The sequence below is a fragment of the Mucilaginibacter gynuensis genome (assembly GCF_039541195.1).
Classification (GTDB): Bacteria; Bacteroidota; Bacteroidia; order Sphingobacteriales; family Sphingobacteriaceae; genus Mucilaginibacter; species Mucilaginibacter gynuensis.
On record NZ_BAABFT010000003.1, the window covers coordinates 552458 to 573693 of the forward strand.

General features: G+C 44.4%; 12 protein-coding genes. 11 read left to right on the plus strand and 1 reads right to left on the minus strand.

Translation table 11 applies throughout. The annotated features are described in order from the left end of the window. Window positions 1–3: 3 nt before the first annotated feature. Complete coding sequence (locus tag ABD894_RS08615; protein WP_345210603.1) at window positions 4–1233, plus strand: glycoside hydrolase family 5 protein; 1230 nt, start codon at window positions 4–6, stop codon at window positions 1231–1233. A 257-nt stretch (window positions 1234–1490) separates the two neighbouring features. Next, entirely contained in the window at window positions 1491–3395 is a 1905-nt protein-coding gene (locus ABD894_RS08620; protein WP_345210604.1) for a 7TM diverse intracellular signaling domain-containing protein, read from the plus strand. Window positions 3396–3598: 203 nt separating this feature from the next. Here the strand turns inward: ABD894_RS08620 and ABD894_RS08625 are convergent, their stop codons facing one another. Further along, on the minus strand, window positions 3599–4699 hold the full coding sequence (locus tag ABD894_RS08625; protein ID WP_345210605.1) for an AI-2E family transporter: 1101 nt from the start codon (window positions 4697–4699) through the stop codon (window positions 3599–3601). Between the two features lie 285 nt (window positions 4700–4984). Here ABD894_RS08625 and ABD894_RS08630 point away from each other — a divergent pair, with 285 nt between their 5' ends. The 9 genes from ABD894_RS08630 to ABD894_RS08670 all read left to right on the plus strand — a co-directional run bounded on the left by ABD894_RS08630 (window position 4985) and on the right by ABD894_RS08670 (window position 21210). Next, window positions 4985–5377, plus strand: coding sequence for a group III truncated hemoglobin (locus ABD894_RS08630; protein ID WP_345210606.1), 393 nt, complete (start codon window positions 4985–4987; stop codon window positions 5375–5377). A gap of 331 nt (window positions 5378–5708) precedes the next feature. Then, a complete protein-coding gene (locus ABD894_RS08635) occupies window positions 5709–7835 on the plus strand; it encodes a glycoside hydrolase family 31 protein (protein ID WP_345210607.1) in 2127 nt (708 codons plus the stop codon). A gap of 452 nt (window positions 7836–8287) precedes the next feature. Next, on the plus strand, window positions 8288–10603 hold the full coding sequence (locus ABD894_RS08640) for a GH92 family glycosyl hydrolase (protein WP_345210608.1): 2316 nt from the start codon (window positions 8288–8290) through the stop codon (window positions 10601–10603). Between the two features lie 27 nt (window positions 10604–10630). After that, the gene (locus ABD894_RS08645) at window positions 10631–12580 is read left to right on the plus strand and encodes a glycoside hydrolase family 97 protein (protein WP_345210609.1); all 1950 of its coding nucleotides are present in this window, start codon (window positions 10631–10633) and stop codon (window positions 12578–12580) included. 140 nt (window positions 12581–12720) lie between these two features. Next, the gene (locus ABD894_RS08650; RefSeq protein ID WP_345210610.1) at window positions 12721–13854 is read left to right on the plus strand and encodes a glycoside hydrolase family 130 protein; all 1134 of its coding nucleotides are present in this window, start codon (window positions 12721–12723) and stop codon (window positions 13852–13854) included. 253 nt (window positions 13855–14107) lie between these two features. Continuing rightward, window positions 14108–16585 carry a glutaminase family protein gene (locus ABD894_RS08655; RefSeq protein WP_345210611.1) on the plus strand — a complete coding sequence of 826 codons (2478 nt, stop codon included), beginning with the start codon at window positions 14108–14110 and terminating at the stop codon, window positions 16583–16585. A 17-nt stretch (window positions 16586–16602) separates the two neighbouring features. Next, on the plus strand, window positions 16603–18669 hold the full coding sequence (locus tag ABD894_RS08660) for a beta-L-arabinofuranosidase domain-containing protein (protein WP_345210612.1): 2067 nt from the start codon (window positions 16603–16605) through the stop codon (window positions 18667–18669). 180 nt (window positions 18670–18849) lie between these two features. After that, the gene (gene fucP / locus ABD894_RS08665; protein ID WP_345210613.1) at window positions 18850–20085 is read left to right on the plus strand and encodes an L-fucose:H+ symporter permease; all 1236 of its coding nucleotides are present in this window, start codon (window positions 18850–18852) and stop codon (window positions 20083–20085) included. A 99-nt stretch (window positions 20086–20184) separates the two neighbouring features. Then, the gene (locus ABD894_RS08670; protein ID WP_345210614.1) at window positions 20185–21210 is read left to right on the plus strand and encodes a LacI family DNA-binding transcriptional regulator; all 1026 of its coding nucleotides are present in this window, start codon (window positions 20185–20187) and stop codon (window positions 21208–21210) included. Window positions 21211–21236 lie beyond the last annotated feature (26 nt).

The window sequence follows — 21236 nt, forward strand, 5'->3', positions numbered from 1 at the left end:
ATTATGAAGAAGAAATTATCGGGGCTGTTTTTGCTAACGGCCTTATTTTCAATGCCTCTGCTTGCGCAAAATAAATTTATAAGCGCTAAGGGAAAAGAGATCATCGGCACAGATAACAAGCCTTTTTTAATTAAAGGTACCAACTTAGGTAACTGGCTGGTGCCCGAAGGTTATATGTTTAAGCTCAAGGGTATTAACTCGCCCAAGCTGATCAACCAGGCATTTTCGGAGATCATCGGTCCTGATGATATGAAGATTTTTTGGAAGCAGTTTTTGGATACCTACATTACCGAAGCCGATATCCATTATCTTAAAACTACGGGTATTAATTCTATTCGTATCCCGTTCAATTACAAGCTGTTCACCAATGAAGATTACATGGGCGCTAACGACTCGACCCGCGGTATCAAGCTGCTGGATAAAGTGATTGGCTGGTGTAAAAAAGAGAACCTGTACGTGATACTGGATATGCACTGCGCACCGGGCGGCCAAACCGGCGATAATATTGATGATGGCTATGGCTATCCCTTCCTGTTTGAGAGCAGGCCGAGCCAGTTGCTTACCATGCGGATCTGGAAAGACATCGCGAAGCATTACAAAAATGAACCGATCATTTTGGGTTATGATCTGCTGAACGAGCCCATAGCCCATTACTTTAAAGCAGATTATTTTAACCCGCACCTGGAGCCATTATACAAGGAAATTACCGCCGCTGTGCGTTCGGTTGATAAAAACCACCTGATATTTTTAGGCGGCGCGCAGTGGGATAGCAACTTTAAACCATTCGGTACCCCGTTTGATGATAAACTGGTATACACCTTCCATAAGTACTGGACGGATGCCACCGTTGCCGTGATACAGGATTATATCGACTTCCGTAATAAATATAACGTGCCTATCTACGTAGGCGAAACCGGCGAAAATACCGACGAGTGGGTGCGCGATTTTAGGATAGTACTGGAGAAAAACAATATTGGCTGGCATTACTGGCCATACAAAAAAATGGATAACCTGCGTGGTTTCCGTACGTTTGATGAACCTGCCGGTTATGCCAAAATACTGGAATACACCGAAAAGCCGCGCCAAACCTTTGAGGATATCCGCAAGGCTACCCCCGAAGACCGTAAGGCACTTAAAGAGATATTATTTAAGGTGTTGGAGAACAGTAAGTTTGTGAATACCAAACCCAACAAAGGCTACATTGAAGCATTGGGCATGGTAGCTGGGCAGTAGCCACAGGTGCTGGGAAAAAACCAATGTCATCTCGACCGTAGGGAGAGATTTTCTTCGCTCTAAAAGTCTGCTACTTATATAGTGAAGAAGATTTCTCCTCGTTCCTCGTTCGAAATGACATAAAAACATCTTACCAACACCTGTGGGAGCAGTAGTGACGGATAGAATTTAAGAAATATAGTATATTGCGAGCTTATAAATAAACCTGAATGCCCTGCCAATTGGGCGTAAAAAACGTTTAAAAGATCTGTGTGAGTATGCTGAAAACCTTCATAAAGCGGTTAGCCGTTATTGTGTGTTTTGTAGGTATGGCCTTGAGCGCTTTGGCGCAAAAGGCCGTTCCATTAAATGATGATATCAATCAGCATATATTTGCCTACGCCGAAATTGAGAGCTTTAAAGATACTACCAACACGCTTAGTTTTGAGCAGGTTAGGAGCGCCGCTTACACCTCCAAGTTTAAATCGAGCAGTATTTATACCCCGAAGGCTTTAAGTCCGGCGGCTACTTACTGGTATCGTATAGTGATTGATCATACGGCATCAAAAAAGAACTGGCTGCTGGAGTTTATGGATCAAACCATCGATAGTATTACCACTTACACGCCCGATAATAATAACCGGTACAAAATAGCCGTTTTTGGTGCCGCTTACCCGTTTTCGCAGCGGTTGTATCGCCATAAAAACTTTACGCTCAATATTGATGGTAACGTTAGGGGGCAGCATGTGTATTACATACGTGTGCGGTCGCACCAGCAGGTGAACGTTATTATAGCGCTGCGTTCGGTGGGTTGGTTTGTGCATTACGCGCTGGATGAGTACTTCTTTTTCGGTAGCTTTTATGGTATGCTGATGGTTTTCGGGTTGTATAACCTGATGATGTTTTTCGCCATAAAGCAAAAGCAGTACCTGTATTACGTAATGTACAACCTAAGTATAGGTTTCTACGAAATGTGTACCGATGGTATCGCCTACCAATACCTGTGGACTGATTCGCCAATATGGAACCAGTACGCGTATGGTGTAGCCCTGTTTTTTGCCAGCGTTTTTGGCATGCGGTTTACCCAAAGCCTGCTGCATATTAAAGCCCGCGCGCCAAAGCTGAACAAGCTGATATGGGCGGTAATAGGTTTGCGCACTATCTTTTTTATAGTATGCTTAACGGTTGACAGAAACTGGTTCAATTATAAAATTGTTGAGATAGTGCCGCTGCTACTGGCTTGTTATGCAGGTTTTTATGTAATGAGCAAAGGCTACTGGCCGGCGCGTTTCTTTGTGGTGGGCTACAGCTTTTTGTTTGTCGGCTTTATTATCAAGATCCTCATCGCGTTTGATGTGCCCTGGTTACCTTTTGGGCCGGTTACACATTATAGTTTAAGTTTTTGTTTTATTATGGAGATGCTCTTTATCTCCTTCGCGATAGGTGAAAAGGTGAGGGCATTGAAGAAAAAGAAAGATTATGTGCAGCGCCGTATCATCAGGCAGATGAAGCAAAATGAGGAACTGAAGGATAACATCAACCGCCAGTTGGAAGAGCAGGTTAGGGAGCGTACCAGGGAACTGATAGAAAAATCGGAGGTGATTGCCCAGCAGAACGACGAACTGAAATCGGTAAACCTGCTGCTGAAAGAACAAGCCGAAGAAATATCGCGCATCAATGTGTTATTAGAGAATGATAACATTACCCTGCATACCAATATTGAAAAGGTAACGCACGACAGGGTAATGTCGGCCGAGGTAGATTTTGAAGAGTTCAGCCGCATTTATCCCGACAGGGAAACCTGCTTCAAGTTCCTTTCGGACTTGAAATGGGAGAACGGTTACCATTGCCGTAAATGCACGCACACCCATTATAGCGGCGGGCACTTGCCATACAGCAGGCGCTGTTCAAAATGCGGGTACGAAGAATCGGTTATCGCCTATACTATTCTGCAAAACACGCGGATTCCTATCAACAAGGCATTTTACATGATCTTTTTGATGTACTCTACCAAAGGAAAGATCTCGTCGCACAAGCTCTCCGAAATTGTAGAGATTCGCCAAAGTACCTGCTGGGCCTACAGTTCGCGCATCAAAAAGCTGATGGAAAGCAAAAAGAAAGAACTCCGCAACGCCGGGCATAAGGGCTGGAGTAAACTGGTACTGGAGGTAATAGAGGAATAGAGGCTTGCTTATTTTGCTTCCACTGTCATTCAGAGTGAAGAATCTATTACGCAATATTCTTATCAGTTGATTAATAGATGCTTCGTTCCTCGGCATGACAGTGTTTTAAATGCGATAAACAGGCTGACAGCCATTCAAACCTACCCAAAATCTCTGTGTAACTCCGTGCAAACCTCTGTGTACTTTGTGGTTAAATTTTCGATCTACTTTATCGTCTCCACATCTTTTGACTTCCGCCTAAAGGCCGGGAAATTCATCGGGCTTTTCTCCGGGCGTTCATCGCCCAATAACACACCCCATTGTTTAAACTGTTCCGATCTGTCGAATACGATCTTCAGCACCGCTATCACAGGCAAGGCCAAAAACATGGCCGATATTCCTGCCATTGTACCGGCTATAATAATGCCTACTATAGCTGTAAGGGCGTTTATTTTTACCTTTGAACCCACAATGCGCGGCATCAGTATGTTATTATCTAAAAACTGCACTACCGATATGGCCGCCAGTACGATAATAATATCAAAAATATCCTCGGAAGAGGAAAGCGTGATAAGCACGCCCAAAATGTTACCGATGAGCGCTCCCAAGTAAGGGATGAGGTTTAAAAAAGCGAATATGATGCCGATCAGCAATGCATGCTTTATACCGAACAGGAACAGGATACCACCTAACAAAACGGTGATGTACGTAATTTGAATGAGCAAACCTATGAGGTAACTTTTGATGATACCTTCGGTTTCGCGCATGGCCTCTTCTACCTGGTTATGTTGTTTGGGGTCAAACCACATAAAAACAAACTTAACAAACAGGTTTTTATACATCAGTATCAGGTAGATGTAGATGGGCAGCAAACCAAAGAAAAGCAGTACCCCGGTAACCGAACCGGCAGCCCCGCTGATGATACTGCCCGCCGAATTGAAAAGCTTGTTGCTTTGTTCGCTGATGAAGCGCAACTGCTCATCGGGCGAAAAATTGAAACTTTCGTTGATCCACTTACTAAGCGCGCCAAGGTGCTTGCTTATGTTCTGTTTAATCTGCGGAAAATCATTCACCAGCGAACCTATCTGCGATGAAAAGAGCCAAACAATCAAGCCCGCAAATACGGTAAGCCCCAGTATAGGCAGAAAGATGGCCAAGGCCTCCGGGAAATTGATCCGCCGGAAAAAGCGGAAGATGGGCAGCAGCATCAGGCTCACAAAAAAAGCCATCAGCAAAGGCATTAGTATGGTTTGACCAATAACGATAACTGCTCCTACCAAAAACAGGCCGAGTAATTCAATTGAGCGTTTTACTGTGACAGGCATTTCTTTCATACTATATAAATACTTATCACCTGCATATTGTTTAAATAATACTGTTCAATCTATTATAAACTCAACTAAAAATCGTGTCATTGCGAGGAACGAAGCAATCGCGAACTATGCAGGCACGATTTGCATGCGTAGAGATTGCTTTGTCGTACCTCCGCGCAATGACGGTGTAGGGTTTGTGTTTTAAAACAGCTTCTGACAGTAACATGTAATAATTGTTTAATTTTTAAGTATTAACCATATACGCTGTTAGCTTTGTACGCTGATACAATAATACTGATGCCAGAGGCCAACGACATACTTACGCTTGATGATATAAAGCTGCTGGTTGATACCTTTTACAATAAGGTGCAAAAGGATGCCTTGCTTGCGCCTGTTTTTAACGAACGCATACAAGACCGTTGGCCCGAACACCTCGAAAAAATGTACAAATTTTGGCAAACCGTATTGCTGGAAGAATACACTTATTTCGGTCGCCCGTTTCCGCCGCATGCGCAGTTACCGGTAGACCATACCCACTTTGCCGAATGGCTGCAACTGTTTAACCAAACCATCGACGAACTTTTTACCGGCGACAAAGCCACCGAAGCCAAATGGCGCGCCGCCAAAATGGCCGAAATGTTCCAGATTAAGATTGCCCATTTCAGGGGCAATCAGCATAATATTATATAGGCTGTTCGTAACGCTTTTTTTCAATCCCTCCTTGAGGAGGGGTGGGTTGGGAACTGTAGTGGCAGGGAGGTGTTTATGCTGCATTTAATTGAAAAACTTAACGATGAAACCCCTCCCTACGCCCTCCCAAGGGAGGGAATCGCACAGCCTCCCGCTTTCTCACTCACAACACCGACCATACCCTGTACTCTTCTTCACCTAACAAACTCCCCACAACTCACAACATACAACCCACAACATAATAAATAACCCGAAAAAAATATATCTTGTACCCAATTTTGGTTGCTGCAAATTGTGCACCGACCTCCGCGTTTACCATTACCTATTTTTTATGAAGAAAATCTTTACGCTCATTCTTTTTATTGCCTTGCAAATAAATGCTTTTAGTCAAACGGTGGATTTGGCTACAGGCGTAAAAAAGATAACGTCCGGCACGGCCGATAAATTTACCCCTTACAGTTTTTGTACTGAAAAGCCGATGACCACCGCGCTGGATAAACTGCCTGCGGGGAAACTGCCGTTTAACATCAGCGATATCCGGATCAATATTAATGAGCGGGGAGTAGTGGTTGAAATTCCGCTGGATGATAGCGAACAGCTATACGGTTTCGGGTTACAGATAGGCTCTTTTAACCAGCGTGGATTAAGGAAACGCCCTATCGTGAATGATAACCCGCTAAACGATTTGGGCTATACCCACGGGCCAACCACTTTTTACGTATCAAACAAAGGCTATGGTATTTTAATAAATACATCCCGCTATACCACTTTTTATTGCGGCACTACCGATAAGCTGAAAAATAAAGCCAATACAAAAGCCGATGGCAAGGGCGGTAATTCGGTAGAGGAATTGTATAAGAATGATAATGCGGCGGCCGGTAATGTAACGGTAGATATCCCCGGCGCTAAAGGCATTGAGGTATTTGTATTTGAAGGGCCGGATGTAAAGAGCGTGATACAGCGTTACAACCTGTTTTCGGGCGGCGGGGCTTTGCCTGCCATTTGGGGCCTGGGAGTAAAGTATCGAGTCAAGGCCGATTTTACGCAGAACCAGGTAAATAAAATGGCCGACTATTTCCGCGTTAACCATATCCCTTGCGATGTGCTGGGTATTGAGCCACGTTGGCAAACCGCTTCTTACTCATGTTCTTACGTGTGGAATAAAGATTTCTTCCCATCTCCGCAAGGCTTTATCGATACTATGAAAGCCAAGGGTTTCCGTGTTAACCTGTGGGAACATGCCTTTGTATCGCCGAGTTCGCCATTGTATGAACCGTTAAAGAACAAAGCGGGCAATTACCTGGTATGGAACGGCCTTGTGCCCGATTTTGCCGATACCGCCGCCAGTAACATCTTCGCTGCTTACCATAAAAAAACGTTTGTTGACGAAGGTATTTCCGGCTTTAAAATGGATGAGTGCGACAACTCCAATATCGCTTTCGGTAATGCTACCTGGAGTTTCCCCGAGTTGAGCCAATTTCCGTCGGGTATTGATGGCGAGCAAATGCACCAGGTTTTTGGCGTGGTATATCAAAAGGCCATTTACAATATTTATAAAGAAATGAACCAGCGTACTTATCTGGATGTACGCGCGTCGAACGCTTTCGCGTCATCGTACCCGGCTGCTTTGTATAGCGATACTTACGAGCATGATGAATATATCCGCATGATCCTTAATTCGGGTTTTTCGGGGATGATCTGGTCGCCCGAGGTGCGGGAGTCGAATACGATAAAAGATTTTATGCGCCGCAGTCAAACAGCGGTGCTATCGGCCCAAACCCTGTATAACTCTTGGTACCTGCAAAATCCGCCGTGGTTGCAAATCAATAAAGAAAAGAATAATAAAAATGAGTTGATGGATAACGCGAAGGAGATAGAGGCCGATGTACGCACGCTGCTCAACTTCCGCATGAGTTTGGTGCCTTATCTGTACAATGCCTTTGCCGATTACAGGCTAAAGGGCATCCCGCCATTCAGGGCTTTGGTGATGGATTATCCGCAGGATAAAAACACCTTTAACCTGTCCGACGAGTACATGATAGGCGACTGTATACTGGCTGCCCCACTAACCGAAAAGCAGGACGAACGAAAAGTATACCTGCCTGCCGGTACCTGGTACGATTATAATACCAACCAAAAATACGAAGGCGGTAAGCACTACACCATAAAACCAAGTCTTACCCAATTACCCATCTTTATAAAAGAGGGCACTATTTTACCACTGGCCAAACCTGTAGAACATGTAGCGGCCAATACCAAATTCGAGATCACCTGCTACGTATACGGCAATGCCACCGCTGCCACTTTATTTGAGGATGACGGATTAACCTTTAACTATGAAAAGGGTAATTACAATACCGTAAACCTGTTATGGAACAATGGCAAAGGCGCGGTAACACGTAGTGGGAAATTTAAAAACACCCGCTACATCATAAAAAAATGGCAGGTAATTAATTAACCTGCCATGCCAAAATACAATATGCAATGGCCAAAATGGTAAAATGATAAGCCGCGCGTGCTGATGGTTTAATAGTTATTTTAACGGTTTATTTCACCAATAAATAACAATCGATTGGCGCGTTAATGTATATACAAGTATTTGACAGGTTAAAAGGTGATGCTTGCTGCTAAAACTAATTAGCATGGGTTAATTGCCGTGTTTTTTAATATTTTAGTTGTTCAATTATAAATTTTATGTATAATTGACAGTTGCAAAAACAATTACCAATTATACGTTAAATACCTGTTTAACCGCTGCAAGAGCCACTTTGCCAAAATAGCAGGGAAATTAACGGATGATGTACCCGCTAAAAACGGATAATAAGTGCTGCCTGATTTTAATATTTATAAGGTGATGTAAATGAAAATTAAATACATCAGTAAACAATTAAATTCTGCACCCTAACCAAAATGATGAAGAAGTACCTTATTCTATTACTTGCAGCTGCTTGCCAGGTAAGTGCTATAAAAGCGCAAACCCCGGCCGATTATGTGAACCCTTTTATTGGCGCTACCACCAGCGTTGATGCCGCGGGTGTATACCATGGGCTTGGCAAAACCTTTCCGGGTGCTACGGTGCCTTATGGCATGGTACAGGTAAGCCCCAATACCATTACCGGCGGCGATAATGGTCCCGGTTATAGCTACGAACATACCAGTATCGAGGGCTTTGCCTTTACACAAATGAGCGGTATCGGTTGGTACGGCGACTTAGGTAATTTCCAGGTGATGCCCACCACGGGCAAGCTCAATACCTTTTCGGGTAAGTTAGATCATCCCGAATTAGGCTATCGTTCAACATATACTAAAACGAGCGAAGCAGCAAGCGCCGGGTATTATTCGGTAAAGCTGGATAAATACAATGTAAAGGCCGAAATGACGGCAGCCCCGCATAGCGGCATACTGCGTTTTACCTTCCCTAAAAATGACGATTCGCGTATTCAGATAGACCTGGCCCGCAGGGTAGGCGGCACTTCCACTTTGCAATATGTAAAGGTGGTGGATAACCATACTATACAAGGCTGGATGAAGTGCACACCCGATGGCGGCGGCTGGGGCAATGGCGACGGTAAGGGCGATTATACCGTATACTTTTACGCCCAATTCAGCAAGCCATTAAAAAGCTACGGCGTATGGAGCGCCAACATCCCCGACGATTGGAAACGCAAACTGGAAGATGTTACCAGCGATAAATACCAGCAGGCCATTGCCAATGCCCAGGTATTACCAAACGTAAGCGAAAAAGAAGGTAAGCACTTAGGCTTTTATACCGGCTTTGCCACAACGGCTAACGAGCAGGTGCTGATAAAAAGCGGGATCTCGCTGGTAAGCATAGAGGGTGCGAAAAAAAACCTGCAAGCCGAAATACCCGCCTGGGATTTTGACGGCGTACGCCAAAAGGCACGCGCTTTATGGAACACCGCGCTATCAAAAGTAAGCCTTACCGGTGGCACTAAAGATCAGCGTACGGTTTTTTATACAGCCCTATACCATACCATGATAGATCCTCGTATTGTGAGCGATGTGGATGGTAACTATACCGGCGGGGATAACAAAGTACACCAGTCATCAGCATTTAATAAACGCACTATTTTTAGCGGATGGGATGTTTTCCGCAGCCAAATGCCTTTGCAAACCATTATCAACCCATCGCTGGTGAATGATATGGTGAACTCGCTGGTTACCCTGGCGGGCGAAAAAAAGGAAGATTACCTGGAACGCTGGGAGTTTTTAAACGCCTATAGCGGTTGCATGCTGGGTAACCCGGCCATATCCGTTATTGCGGATGCCTACGCCAAAAATATCCGCAATTTTAATGTGCCCGAGGCTTACAAGCTATCGGTTAGTACCATGGATAAATTTGGTAATGGCGATGCAGGCTATTACTATGTTGATAACGGCATTGCTAAAACGCTGGAGTATGCCTATAACGATTGGTGCGTAGCGCAGCTGGCTAAAGGCCTCAACAAAACAGCCGATTATGCCAAATACAAACAAAAAGGCGAAGCCTACAAAAACATATTCGATCCGGAAAAACACTGGTTTCGCCCTAAGCTGAAAGATGGCAGCTGGGAGCCATGGCCTGTCGAGGGTCGTTTGAAAGAATGGTATGGCTGTATGGAAAGCAACCCTTATCAGCAAGGCTGGTTTGTACCACAGGATGTACCGGGTATGGTTAAATTAATGGGCGGTAATGCCAAGGTAATTGCCGATCTGGACAGCATGTTCATCAAAACACCCGAAAACATGATGTGGAATGCCTATTACAACCACGCTAACGAGCCTGTGCATCATGTGCCTTTCCTGTTTAATAAACTGGGCGCGCCGTGGTTAACCCAAAAATGGACGCGTGAGGTTGCCCGTCGTTCTTACAAAAACTCGGTAGAGGGATTGATAGGTAATGAAGATGTTGGGCAAATGTCGGCATGGTATATACTTGCAGCCAGCGGTATCCACCCGATATGTCCTGGTGACCCAAGGCAGGAAATTACCAGCCCGTCGTTTGATAAGGTGGTATTCAGGTTAGATCCTGCTTATGCCAAAGGCAAAACGTTCACCATAGCGGCCCGTAATAATTCGGCCAAAAATGTTTACATACAAAGCGCGAGGCTAAACGGCAAGCCTTACAACAAATGCTACCTCGAATTTAGCCAGGTAACAGATGGCGGCTACCTTGAACTTACAATGGGGCCAAAACCTGCCAAGGGCTGGGGAAGCGCCAAATAGCACTAAAACTGAAAGCTCACAATAACAATGAAAAGAAAACTGTTAATTACCGGCCTGCTTTTAACAGCAGGTTTAAAACTGATCAGCGCACCGATCGACCTTTTATCGCCCGATAAAAAGATAAAGGTATCGGTTGATCTTAAAAACCGCATTACCTATTCGGTTACCTTTAACGGCGATGCGCTGTTAAGCGATTCGTACCTGCAACTTAACCTGGATAAGCAAAAGCTGGGTGCCGATCCTAAACTGATCAAAAAGTCGTTTTCAACGGTTAACACCACTTCGCACCCGGTAGTGCCCTTTAAAAGCAGCACGGTAATTAACAATTACAACCTGTTAAGGCTCGATTTTAAGAACAATTTCAGCGTGGAATTTCGCGCGTATAACGATGGTATCGCTTACCGCTTTATCACCGGCAAAAAAGATTCGATCATCGTTAACGACGAAGACGCGCATTTTAATTTTGTTGATAATGTAGAGGCATCATACCTCGAAACCGATAACTTCAAAACCTCTTACGAACTGCTTTACGCTAAAAAAGACCTGGGTAAGGTTAATAAAAGCAACATGAGCGTATTGCCTATTTTGTTTGATAACAAAAAGTACAAGATAATGCTGTCCGAAGCCGATCTGTACGATTATCCTTGCCTGCTTTTAAAAGCTACCGGCGATAAATCGATGGATGCCATTTTTCCTAAAAATCCGATTGAGTTCGGTCCGGATGGCGACAGGAGCGTGAAATTGGTTAAAGAAGCGTCTTACATTGCTAAAACCAATGGTACCCGCAGTTTTCCATGGCGCTTTTTGGTGATCACCGATAAGGATAAGCAACTGGTAGAAACCGAAATGGTGTACAACCTATCAACCCCTAACCAGTTAAAAGATACCCAATGGATTAAACCGGGCCAGGTTACTTGGGAGTGGTGGCATAATGCTTATGTGTACGGGGTCGATTTTAAATCGGGCTATAACCAGGATACCTATAAATATTATATCGATTTCGCTTCAAAAAACGGCATCCCGTATATATTGATGGATGAGGGCTGGGCTAAAACAACGCTTAACCCGTTCGAGCCAAACCCTACCATCAACTTGCAGGAACTGATTGCTTACGGTAAGCAAAAAAATGTAAAGATAGTTTTATGGTTTACCTGGCTGGCGGTTGAGAATAACTTCAACGTGTTTGAAACGCTGGAGAAATGGGGCATAGCCGGTGTTAAGATCGATTTTATGGAGCGTAACGACCAATGGATGGTAAACTACTATACCCGTGTAGCCAAAGAAGCTGCCAAGCACCATATCCTGGTTGATTTTCACGGCGCGTTTAAACCTGCGGGTTTAGAGGTCGCTTATCCAAACGTACTGTCGTACGAGGGCGTGGTAGGTATGGAGCAAAACATAGGCGGCGGTTTCGCTACGCCTAATAATAACGTGTTCCTGCCTTTCCTGCGTAACACGGTAGGCCCTATGGATTATACGCCGGGTGCTATGCGTTCCGGTCACCCTAAAGATTACCGTGCTAATTGGCACAACGTAATGAGCGTGGGCACAAGGGCACATCAGCTGGCTTTGTACGTGGTATTTACCAGTGGTTTCCAGATGCTTGCCGATAACCCTTTCAACTATAACAAAGAGCCCGAGGCTACCGAGTTTATCACCAGCGTACCCGTTACCTGGGATGATACCAAAGTACTTGATGCATCCGTAGGCGAATACATTGCGGTAGCTAAAAGAAAAGGTGAAAAATGGTTTGTAGGTGCCATGACCAACAATAAAAAACGCGATATCACCATCAATACCGACTTCCTGAAAAAGGGCGTAACCTACAAGATCACCCTGATTAAAGACGGTGTAAATGCTGATTTTCAGGCAATGGACTTTAAAAAGATCGTAAAGGAAATTAAATCGGGCGAAGCCGTTACCATTAGTATGGTTGAAGATGGCGGTTACGTTGCACGTATTGAGCCTGTAAAATAGTATCTAACCCTAAAATTTATACAATTGAGAGCCGGCGTAATTGCCGGCTTTTTTATTTGGTTTTTGCTAAATCGGTTAACTATATTTGGGAGCCAATAGTTTTTAAACTTAATTTAAACCAACCAAATACCTGATAATACATGAAAGTACTTAACAAAGCCTGTTTATCGTTATGCGCGTTTTTGTTGGCCGGCAGCCAGTTACTGGCACAGCAGGCCCAAACTGATTTACCTGTCTGGGCATTAGGCCCTTTTGTACGGCCCGAGGGGGTAAACCCGGTGATCAACCCCGACACCAATTCGGTTTTTAACGACCCCATGCAAAAGAAGATAGCCCAATGGGAACCAAGCGATACCTTTAACCCGGCGGCTACCGTAAAAGATGGAAAGATCTATGTGCTGTACCGTGCCGAAGATCATTCGGGCGAGGGGATAGGGATGCGTACCTCACGCATCGGCCTGGCTTCGAGTACTGATGGTATCACCATGAAACGCTCAAAAACACCGGTGTTGTTTCCGGGAGAAGATAGCCAAAAGGAGTTTGAATGGAAAGGCGGCTGCGAAGACCCACGTGTTGCCGTTACTGCCGATGGCACTTATGTAATATTATACACTCAATGGAACGGTAAAACCCCGCGCCTCGGGGCGGCTACTTCTAAAGATCTGTTGAACTGGACAAAGTATGGCCCTGTTTTTCGGAAGGCTTATGATGGTAAGTTTTTTAACATGGCTACCAAATCGGCATCTATTGTAACCAGGCTGGTTAACGGCAAGCAGGTGATCGCTAAAATAAACGGCAAGTATTTTATGTACTGGGGCGAAAACGCGGTATTTGCCGCTACCTCAACCGATTTGGTGAACTGGACTCCCGTTGTCAATGAAGATGGCTCATTAAAGAAGCTGATCACCCCGCGTAAAGGTTATTTTGATAGCCAGCTTACCGAATGCGGTCCGCCGGCGGTGTTAACTGAAAAGGGTATTGTGCTGCTATACAATGGTAAAAGCGACAGCAAAAATGGCGATCCTGAATATACGCCTAATGCTTATTGCGCCGGGCAGGTGCTGTTTTCGGCTACCGATCCTACCCAAATGCTGTCTCGTTTAGATAAGCCTTTTCTTATTCCCGAGGCTTCTTTTGAAAAGAGCGGGCAGTACCCGGCAGGTACCGTATTTATTGAAGGTTTGGCATATTACAAGCAAAAATGGTTTCTGTATTATGGCTGCGCCGACTCGCGCGTAGCGGTAGCGATTTTCGATCCGAAGAAGAAAAAATAGTGTTTAAACAGCTGCTTTTGGGCTGCTGTTTGCTGGATTATTTTATGCGCTGATTGATAGGATACTCCATTTATAATAAAATGTTACTTAATTGTTTTAGCTGACTAACAGTTGGTTGTAAAACAAGATGGACTATTTTTGCTTCGGAATTTTTATTAGGTTTGGAATTAACCAATATAAGTAATACTTTTAAATGCCAATTAGACAGTTATTCTTTCGATGGCCTAATTAAGTAAACAGTTAACCCAGATTTATGAACAAACCAAAAACATTTGTAAGGAAGGCCTTTAGCCTTTTAACAGCCTTATTCTTAGCGGGTACTACCAATGCTCAGGAAAGAAAAGCCCCCGCTTATCCGCTGATAACGCATAACCCGTATTTTAGTATATGGTCAACTACTGATCTGCTCACCGGTTCATCAACCAAACACTGGACAGGTACCGATCAGTCATTATTAGGCCTGATAAATGTTGACGGTAAAACCTACCGTTTTTTGGGTGCCGAGCCTGTTAGTTACAAAACTGTTTTAGCAGCATCTGACGAAAAAGCCTATACCGTAAAATATACCGAAACTAAACCGGGCGACGACTGGTGCGCTCCCGAATACGATGCATCGGCCTGGAAAACCGGCGCTGCCCCTTTTACTGATGACAAGGCTACCGCCAAAACACTTTGGAAAAGCAAAAGCCTTTGGGTGCGCCGAACCTTTAACCTGAGCAATACCGATATTAACCAACTGGTATTAAAGCTATGGTATGATGATAACATTGAAGTATTCATCAACGGCGAAAAAGTATTGGATAAAGATCACTGGAACTCTGATTATGATTGGGTTCCTCTGAATAGCTCCGCTAAAAGCAAGCTTAAAGTTGGAGAAAACGTACTGGCCATACATATATTGAATACTGCCGGTGGCGCCGCTCTTGATTTTGGTTTATCAGACAAAATTAAACCGGCTACTCAAATTGAAGTAGCCAAACAAACCAATGTTGAAGTTACCGCTACGCAAACCGTTTATAGCTTTAAAGCCGGTAAGGTTGATTTAGGCGTAACCTTTACTTCTCCGTTGCTGATGAGCGATCTTACCATCCTGTCGAGGCCGGTATCGTACATTACTTACAAGGTAAAAGCGAATGATAAAGCTACACACAATGTAAAAGTATACTTTAGCGCTTCTACCGATGTTGCTGTGAACAAGCCATCGCAAGAGGTTAAGGCTACTAAATATGCTACCGCCGCGCTTGATGTTTTAAAAGCGGGTTCGGTTGAGCAGCCTTTATTGCAAAAACGTGGAGACGACTTGCGTATCGACTGGGGTTACATGTATGTTGCCGCTCCAAAGTCGGCAGGTGCTACCCAATTTGTATCGTACGAAAGAAACGCGGCCGCTGCCTTTACCGACAAGAGCATGGCATTAGGCGACGCGAAAGGCCATAAACTGGCACTGAATACCATTATCCCTTTCAATAAGGTTGGTGCTACCGCGGTTGAAAAATTTGTGGAGTTAGGTTACGACGAGATCTTTGCTGTTCAATACTTCAAAACCAACTTAAGGCCATGGTGGAACAACTCGGGTAAAGAAACCATTGAAGGCCAGTTAACCAAAGCCGCTGCCGAATATAAAGGCATCATTCAAAAATGTAACGCGGTTGATAAGAGTATTTATGCTACTGCTTTAAAAGCAGGCGGCGAAAAATATGCCGCGCTTTGCGTATTGGCTTACCGTCAGGCTATTTCTGCCCATGGTTTGGTGAGAAGTCCGCAGGGCGATATCCTGTTCCTGTCGAAAGAGAACTTCAGCAACGGTTCAATTAACACAGTTGACGTAACTTACCCATCGGCCCCAATGTTTTTGGTATACAATCCGGATCTGTTGAAAGGCATGCTGAATGGTATATTCTACTACAGTGAAAGCGGCAAGTTCCCTAAACCATTTGCAGCACACGATTTAGGTACATATCCGTTAGCTAACGGTCAAACCTATGGCGAGGATATGCCTGTTGAAGAATCGGGTAATATGATCATCCTTACCGATGCTATTGCTAAAGCCGAAGGCAATGCCAACTACGCCCGCAAACATTGGAAAACCTTGAGCACCTGGGTTAACTACCTGGTTGAAGAAGGTTTCGACCCTAAAACACAACTTTGTACTGATGACTTTGCCGGTCACCTTGCGCGTAATGCCAATTTATCGGTTAAGGCCATTGTAGGTATTGCCTGTTATGCCGACCTTGCCGAGCAGGTAGGTGAAAAACGCATTGCCGAAAAATACAGGATCATTGCCAAAGATATGGTAGGCCGTTGGATTCAACTGGCAAAAGATGGCGATCACTACGCCCTTACTTTTGATAACAAAGGCACCTGGAGCCAAAAATATAACATGGTTTGGGATAAGGTATTACACCTGAACCTGTTTCCGCAGGATGTGTATGATGCCGAAATTAAATGGTACAAAAGCAAACTGGGTGAATTTGGTTTGCCGTTGGATAGCCGCAAAACCTATACAAAATCTGACTGGATATTGTGGACTGCCAGCTTTACCGGTAACCAGGCCGACTTTTTAGCCTTTGCCGAACCAATGTACAATTACGCCATAAAAACCCCGTCGCGCGTACCGCTGAGCGACTGGCACGAAACTACCGATGGTAGAATGGTAGGTTTCCAGGCACGTAGTGTGGTGGGTGGTTATTATATGAAAGTGCTTAAAGATAAATTAGCTACCAAAAAGTAAAACCAATATACTAAAGTATGAGAGATATACTTTCTTCAGGACATAAAGCATTTGCTTTATGTCTTGCTGTTTTAGGTGCAAACGTTTACAACAGCAGCTACGCCCAAACGGCAACGGCTGTTAAGCAAACCGATGTATCATCAATAAACAGTTATTACGTAAGTAACAAGGCGCCGCTTAAGCCGCAGCCTTTTATAAAGCTGCCTTTAACGGCATTTAAACCGGGCGGCTGGCTAAAAAAACAGCTGGAACTACAGCGCGACGGATTGACCGGCAATTTGGGCGAGATCAGTATCTGGCTGTCAAAAACCGACAATGCCTGGCTAAACAAGGATGGTAAAGGCAAGTACGGATGGGAAGAACTGCCTTATTGGTTGAAAGGTTATGGCGATATCGCTTATATGCTGAAAGACCCCAAGATGCTGGCCGATACCAAGGTTTGGATAGATGCGGCCATCAATAACCAGCGCGAAAATGGCGATTTCGGTCCGCTGGTGGAGAAGGGTGAAGGCAAGCGCGACTTGTGGACCAACATGCCGATGCTGTGGTGCCTGCAATCATACTACGAATACGCTAAAGATCCACGGGTGCTTACCATGATGACCAAGTACTTCAAATGGCAGTTAAGCATCCCCGATGATAAATTGCTGGAAGATTACTGGGAGAAGAGCCGCGGTGGCGACAACATAGTAAGCGTTTACTGGCTGTACAATCGTACCGGCGATAAATGGCTGCTTGATTTAGCCACCAAGCTGGATAAAAACACTGCCGACTGGCGACAAACCAATAACCTGCCTAACTGGCATAACGTTAATGTGGCCGAATGTTTCCGCGAACCGGCAACTTATTATCAGCAAAGTAACAACCCTGCCGATCTGAAAGCCACTTATGATAACTTTAAACTCATCCGCGAGATTTACGGACAGGTACCCGGTGGTATGTTTGGTGCCGATGAAAATGCACGTAAAGGTTACGATGACCCAAGACAGGCCGTTGAAACCTGCGGACTGGTTGAGCAAATGACATCAGACCAGTTCCTGCTACAATCAACAGGCGATAGTTTTTGGGCCGATAACTGCGAGGATGTAGCATTCAATACCTTCCCGGCAGCATTTACGCCTGATTATAAGGCCCTGCGTTACTTAACAGCGCCCAATATGGTGATCAGCGATAGCAAAAACCATTCGCCGGGTATTGATAACAGCGGTCCGTTTTTAACCATGAACCCTTTCAGCAGCCGCTGCTGCCAGCATAACCATGCGGCAGGCTGGGTATACTATGCCGAAAATACCTGGATGGCTACCCCCGATAACGGGATAGCCGCGCAATTGTACAGCGAGGGCGAAGTTACCGCCAAAGTAGGTTCGGGTGGTTTGGTGAAGATACTTACCACTACCAAGTATCCTTTTGATGCCACTATTGATATGAAGGTGATCACCTTTGCTAAAAATAGTTTCCCGGTTTATTTGCGTGTACCGGCATGGTGCAGCAACGCATCAGTATTGGTAAATGGTAAAGCGGTAAAAGTAGTGGCCAAAGGCGGCGAATATATCAAACTGGAAAACGAATGGAAGAATGGCGATAAGATAACCCTGCACTTGCCAATGCAATTACACGTAAGGGAGTGGGCTAAGAACAAGAACAGCGCGAGCGTGAATTATGGTCCGCTTACTTTTTCGTTAAAAATCGATGAAGATTACGTGAAGAAGGATAGCAAAGCCACCGCCATCGGCGATTCGCAATGGCAGGCTACGGCTGATCCGGCTAAGTGGCCTTCGTACGAGATCTACCCAAAGTCGGCCTGGAACTATGGCTTGCTGCTTAATAAAGCCAATCCCGAACAATCGTTTACGGTAGTAAAAGGCGTATGGCCAAAGGATAACAATCCGTTCACCAATGCATCGGCACCTATTACTTTAAAGGCCAAAGGGAAACTGATACCCGAATGGAAGGTTGACCAGTACGGATTATGTGGGGTATTGCCGGTTAGTCCGGTTAAAACTGCGGAACCTGTGGCCAATTTAACGCTGGTGCCAATGGGCGGCGCGAGGCTAAGGATCTCATCTTTCCCGGTAACGGAATAAATAGCTTAATACTTTGCTAAAATAAAAGCCATAACTAACCATTATGGCTTTTATTTTTATCGCCCTGCCGCAAAAATAACCGGGACTGTTATTAATGATATAAAAAATCGATTTACTGATAATTTATATTATTTTAGGCGGCAATAACTCAAACCAATTAAGCTTTTTTACAATTCTTGTATGGACCTGAAACCAAAACTAACGGAAAAGAACTTTTATGTTGTTTTCGCATTTGTAACTTCATTATTTATGCTTTGGGGCATAGCCATTACCATGGGCGATGTGCTTAACAGGCATTTTCAAAGTGTATTGAGCGTATCAAAAGCCGATTCGGGCCTGGTGCAATTCTCTATTTTTGGCGCTTATGCCGTAATGGGTATTCCCGCAGGTTTATTTATGAAAAAATTCGGGTACAAGAATGGCGTATTGCTGGGCTTGTTTCTGTATGCGGTAGGTGCTTTCCTGTTCGTACCCGCATCTAACGCCGAGTCATTTACTTTTTTCAGGATAGCGTTATTTATTCTGGCCTGCGGTTTGGCAACGCTTGAAACAGTAGCACACCCCTTCGTAGCCTCATTAGGCGATCAGCGCACCAGCGATCAGCGTGTAAACTTCGCGCAAACCTTCAATGGTGTAGGCGCTGTAATAGGCCCGCTGATTGGTAAATTCTTTGTGTTTGGCGGTGCTTTTGCCGCTATGGGAGGTTTGATCTCCGTAAAAATATTATATGTGGTAATAGGCTCGGTAATTACCCTGATAGGGTTGTGCTTCGCTTTTGTGAAAGTTCCGCCGCTTACCGACCCGCATGTTATTGCAACCGATACCTATGCTATAGGCGAAGAGATACATGTAGAAAAGAGCCTGTTTCAACGCAAACACTTTGTTTTTGCTGCTATTGCTCAGTTTTTTAACGTAGCGGCACAAGGCGGTACATGGGCATTCTTCCTGAATTACGGTCACGACATTATGGGGATGACAGATGGTGAGGCATCAGGATATTTCTCAGCAAGTATGGTGATGATGATTGCCGGTCGTGCTGTGGGTACCGGTTTAATGCCTTACATTAAGCCATACAAATTACTGGCCATATTCGCGGCTTGTAGTATCACTATGTGCCTTATCATTGCACAAGCCTGGGGATGGACGTCATTTATAGCGCTGATATGCCTTAACTTCTTCTTTAGTATCATGTTCCCTACCATATTCAGCCTTGGCCTTAAAGATTTGGGTAAAAAAACGCAGCAAGGTTCATCCTTTATTGTAATGGGTGTAGTTGGTGGCGCGGTATTCCCTTATTTAATGGGTAAAGTGGCCAACCATAGTGTAGCGCATGCGTACTATTTACCAATCATTTGCTATTCGGTAATTTTCTTCTTTGGGTACCTGTATCCTAAACTGAATAAGCAAAGTGCTTAACGTTTAGTTAATCGTTTAGTAAAATTTTACCAAAAAATTGTTTTTTGTTGAAATGGTAATATATTAGTCTTATTAAACTAAAATTAGAGCAGGAAACAAATGTCAGCAAAGAGATTATCCATAGTAGATATAGCCGATAAACTTAATATATCAAAAACCACGGTATCGTTCATTTTGAACGGCCGCGCACAGGAAAAAAGGATAAGTGCCGAGCTGGTAGAACGTGTACTAAAGTTGGTTAAAGAGGTTGGCTACAAACCAAATTCGCTGGCTAAGAGTTTGCGTACGGGTAAATCAAATACCATTGGTTTAATGGTTGAAAATATTTCCGATCCGTTCTTTAGCGCCATAGCGCGTTTAATTGAGGATAGGGCTTATAAAAATGGCTACAAGATCATTTATTGCAGCACCTATAACGATACCCAAAAAACCAAGGAACTGATCAATATGTTTCGCGATAGGCACGTAGACGGTTATATCATGTCGCCGCCGGAAGGTATTGAAGAGGATATTACCTCATTGCTGAACGACCACATGCCGGTAGTAATGTTCGACAGGTATTTGCCAACGGTTGATACAGATTACGTGGTGATAAACAACCAGTTTAGCGCCTACAATGCTACGCAGCATTTGATAGGGCAGGGGTATAAAAACATCGCGCTTATTACCTTCTTCTCCAACCAAACCCAAATGGCCGACAGGGTAAAGGGTTACAAAATGGCGCTGAAAGAAAACGACCTGAAACCATTGGTAAAAGAGCTGCCGTTTACGCTGAATAAGAAAAATCTGATTGAGCCCGTTACTTCGTTCCTGAAATCGAAAAAGAACATTGATGCCATTTTGTTTGGTACCAACCACGATGCTACCTGCGGTTTAAAAGTAATGCAGAGCCTGGGCATCAGTATACCAAACGATATTGCGGTAGTAACTTTTGACGACTCGGACGCGTATGAACTGCATACACCGCAAATAACATCTATAGCGCAGCCGATAGAGGAGATTGCCGACAACGTGATCACCATATTGCTTAACAAGCTGGATAAAAAAACGGAGTTTGAAAAGAACCAGGCGATAACCCTGCATACCGAACTGATTATAAGAGGATCATCAAAAAGTAGTAAATAGAAAGAACGCGCTGACTGGTTCAGCGT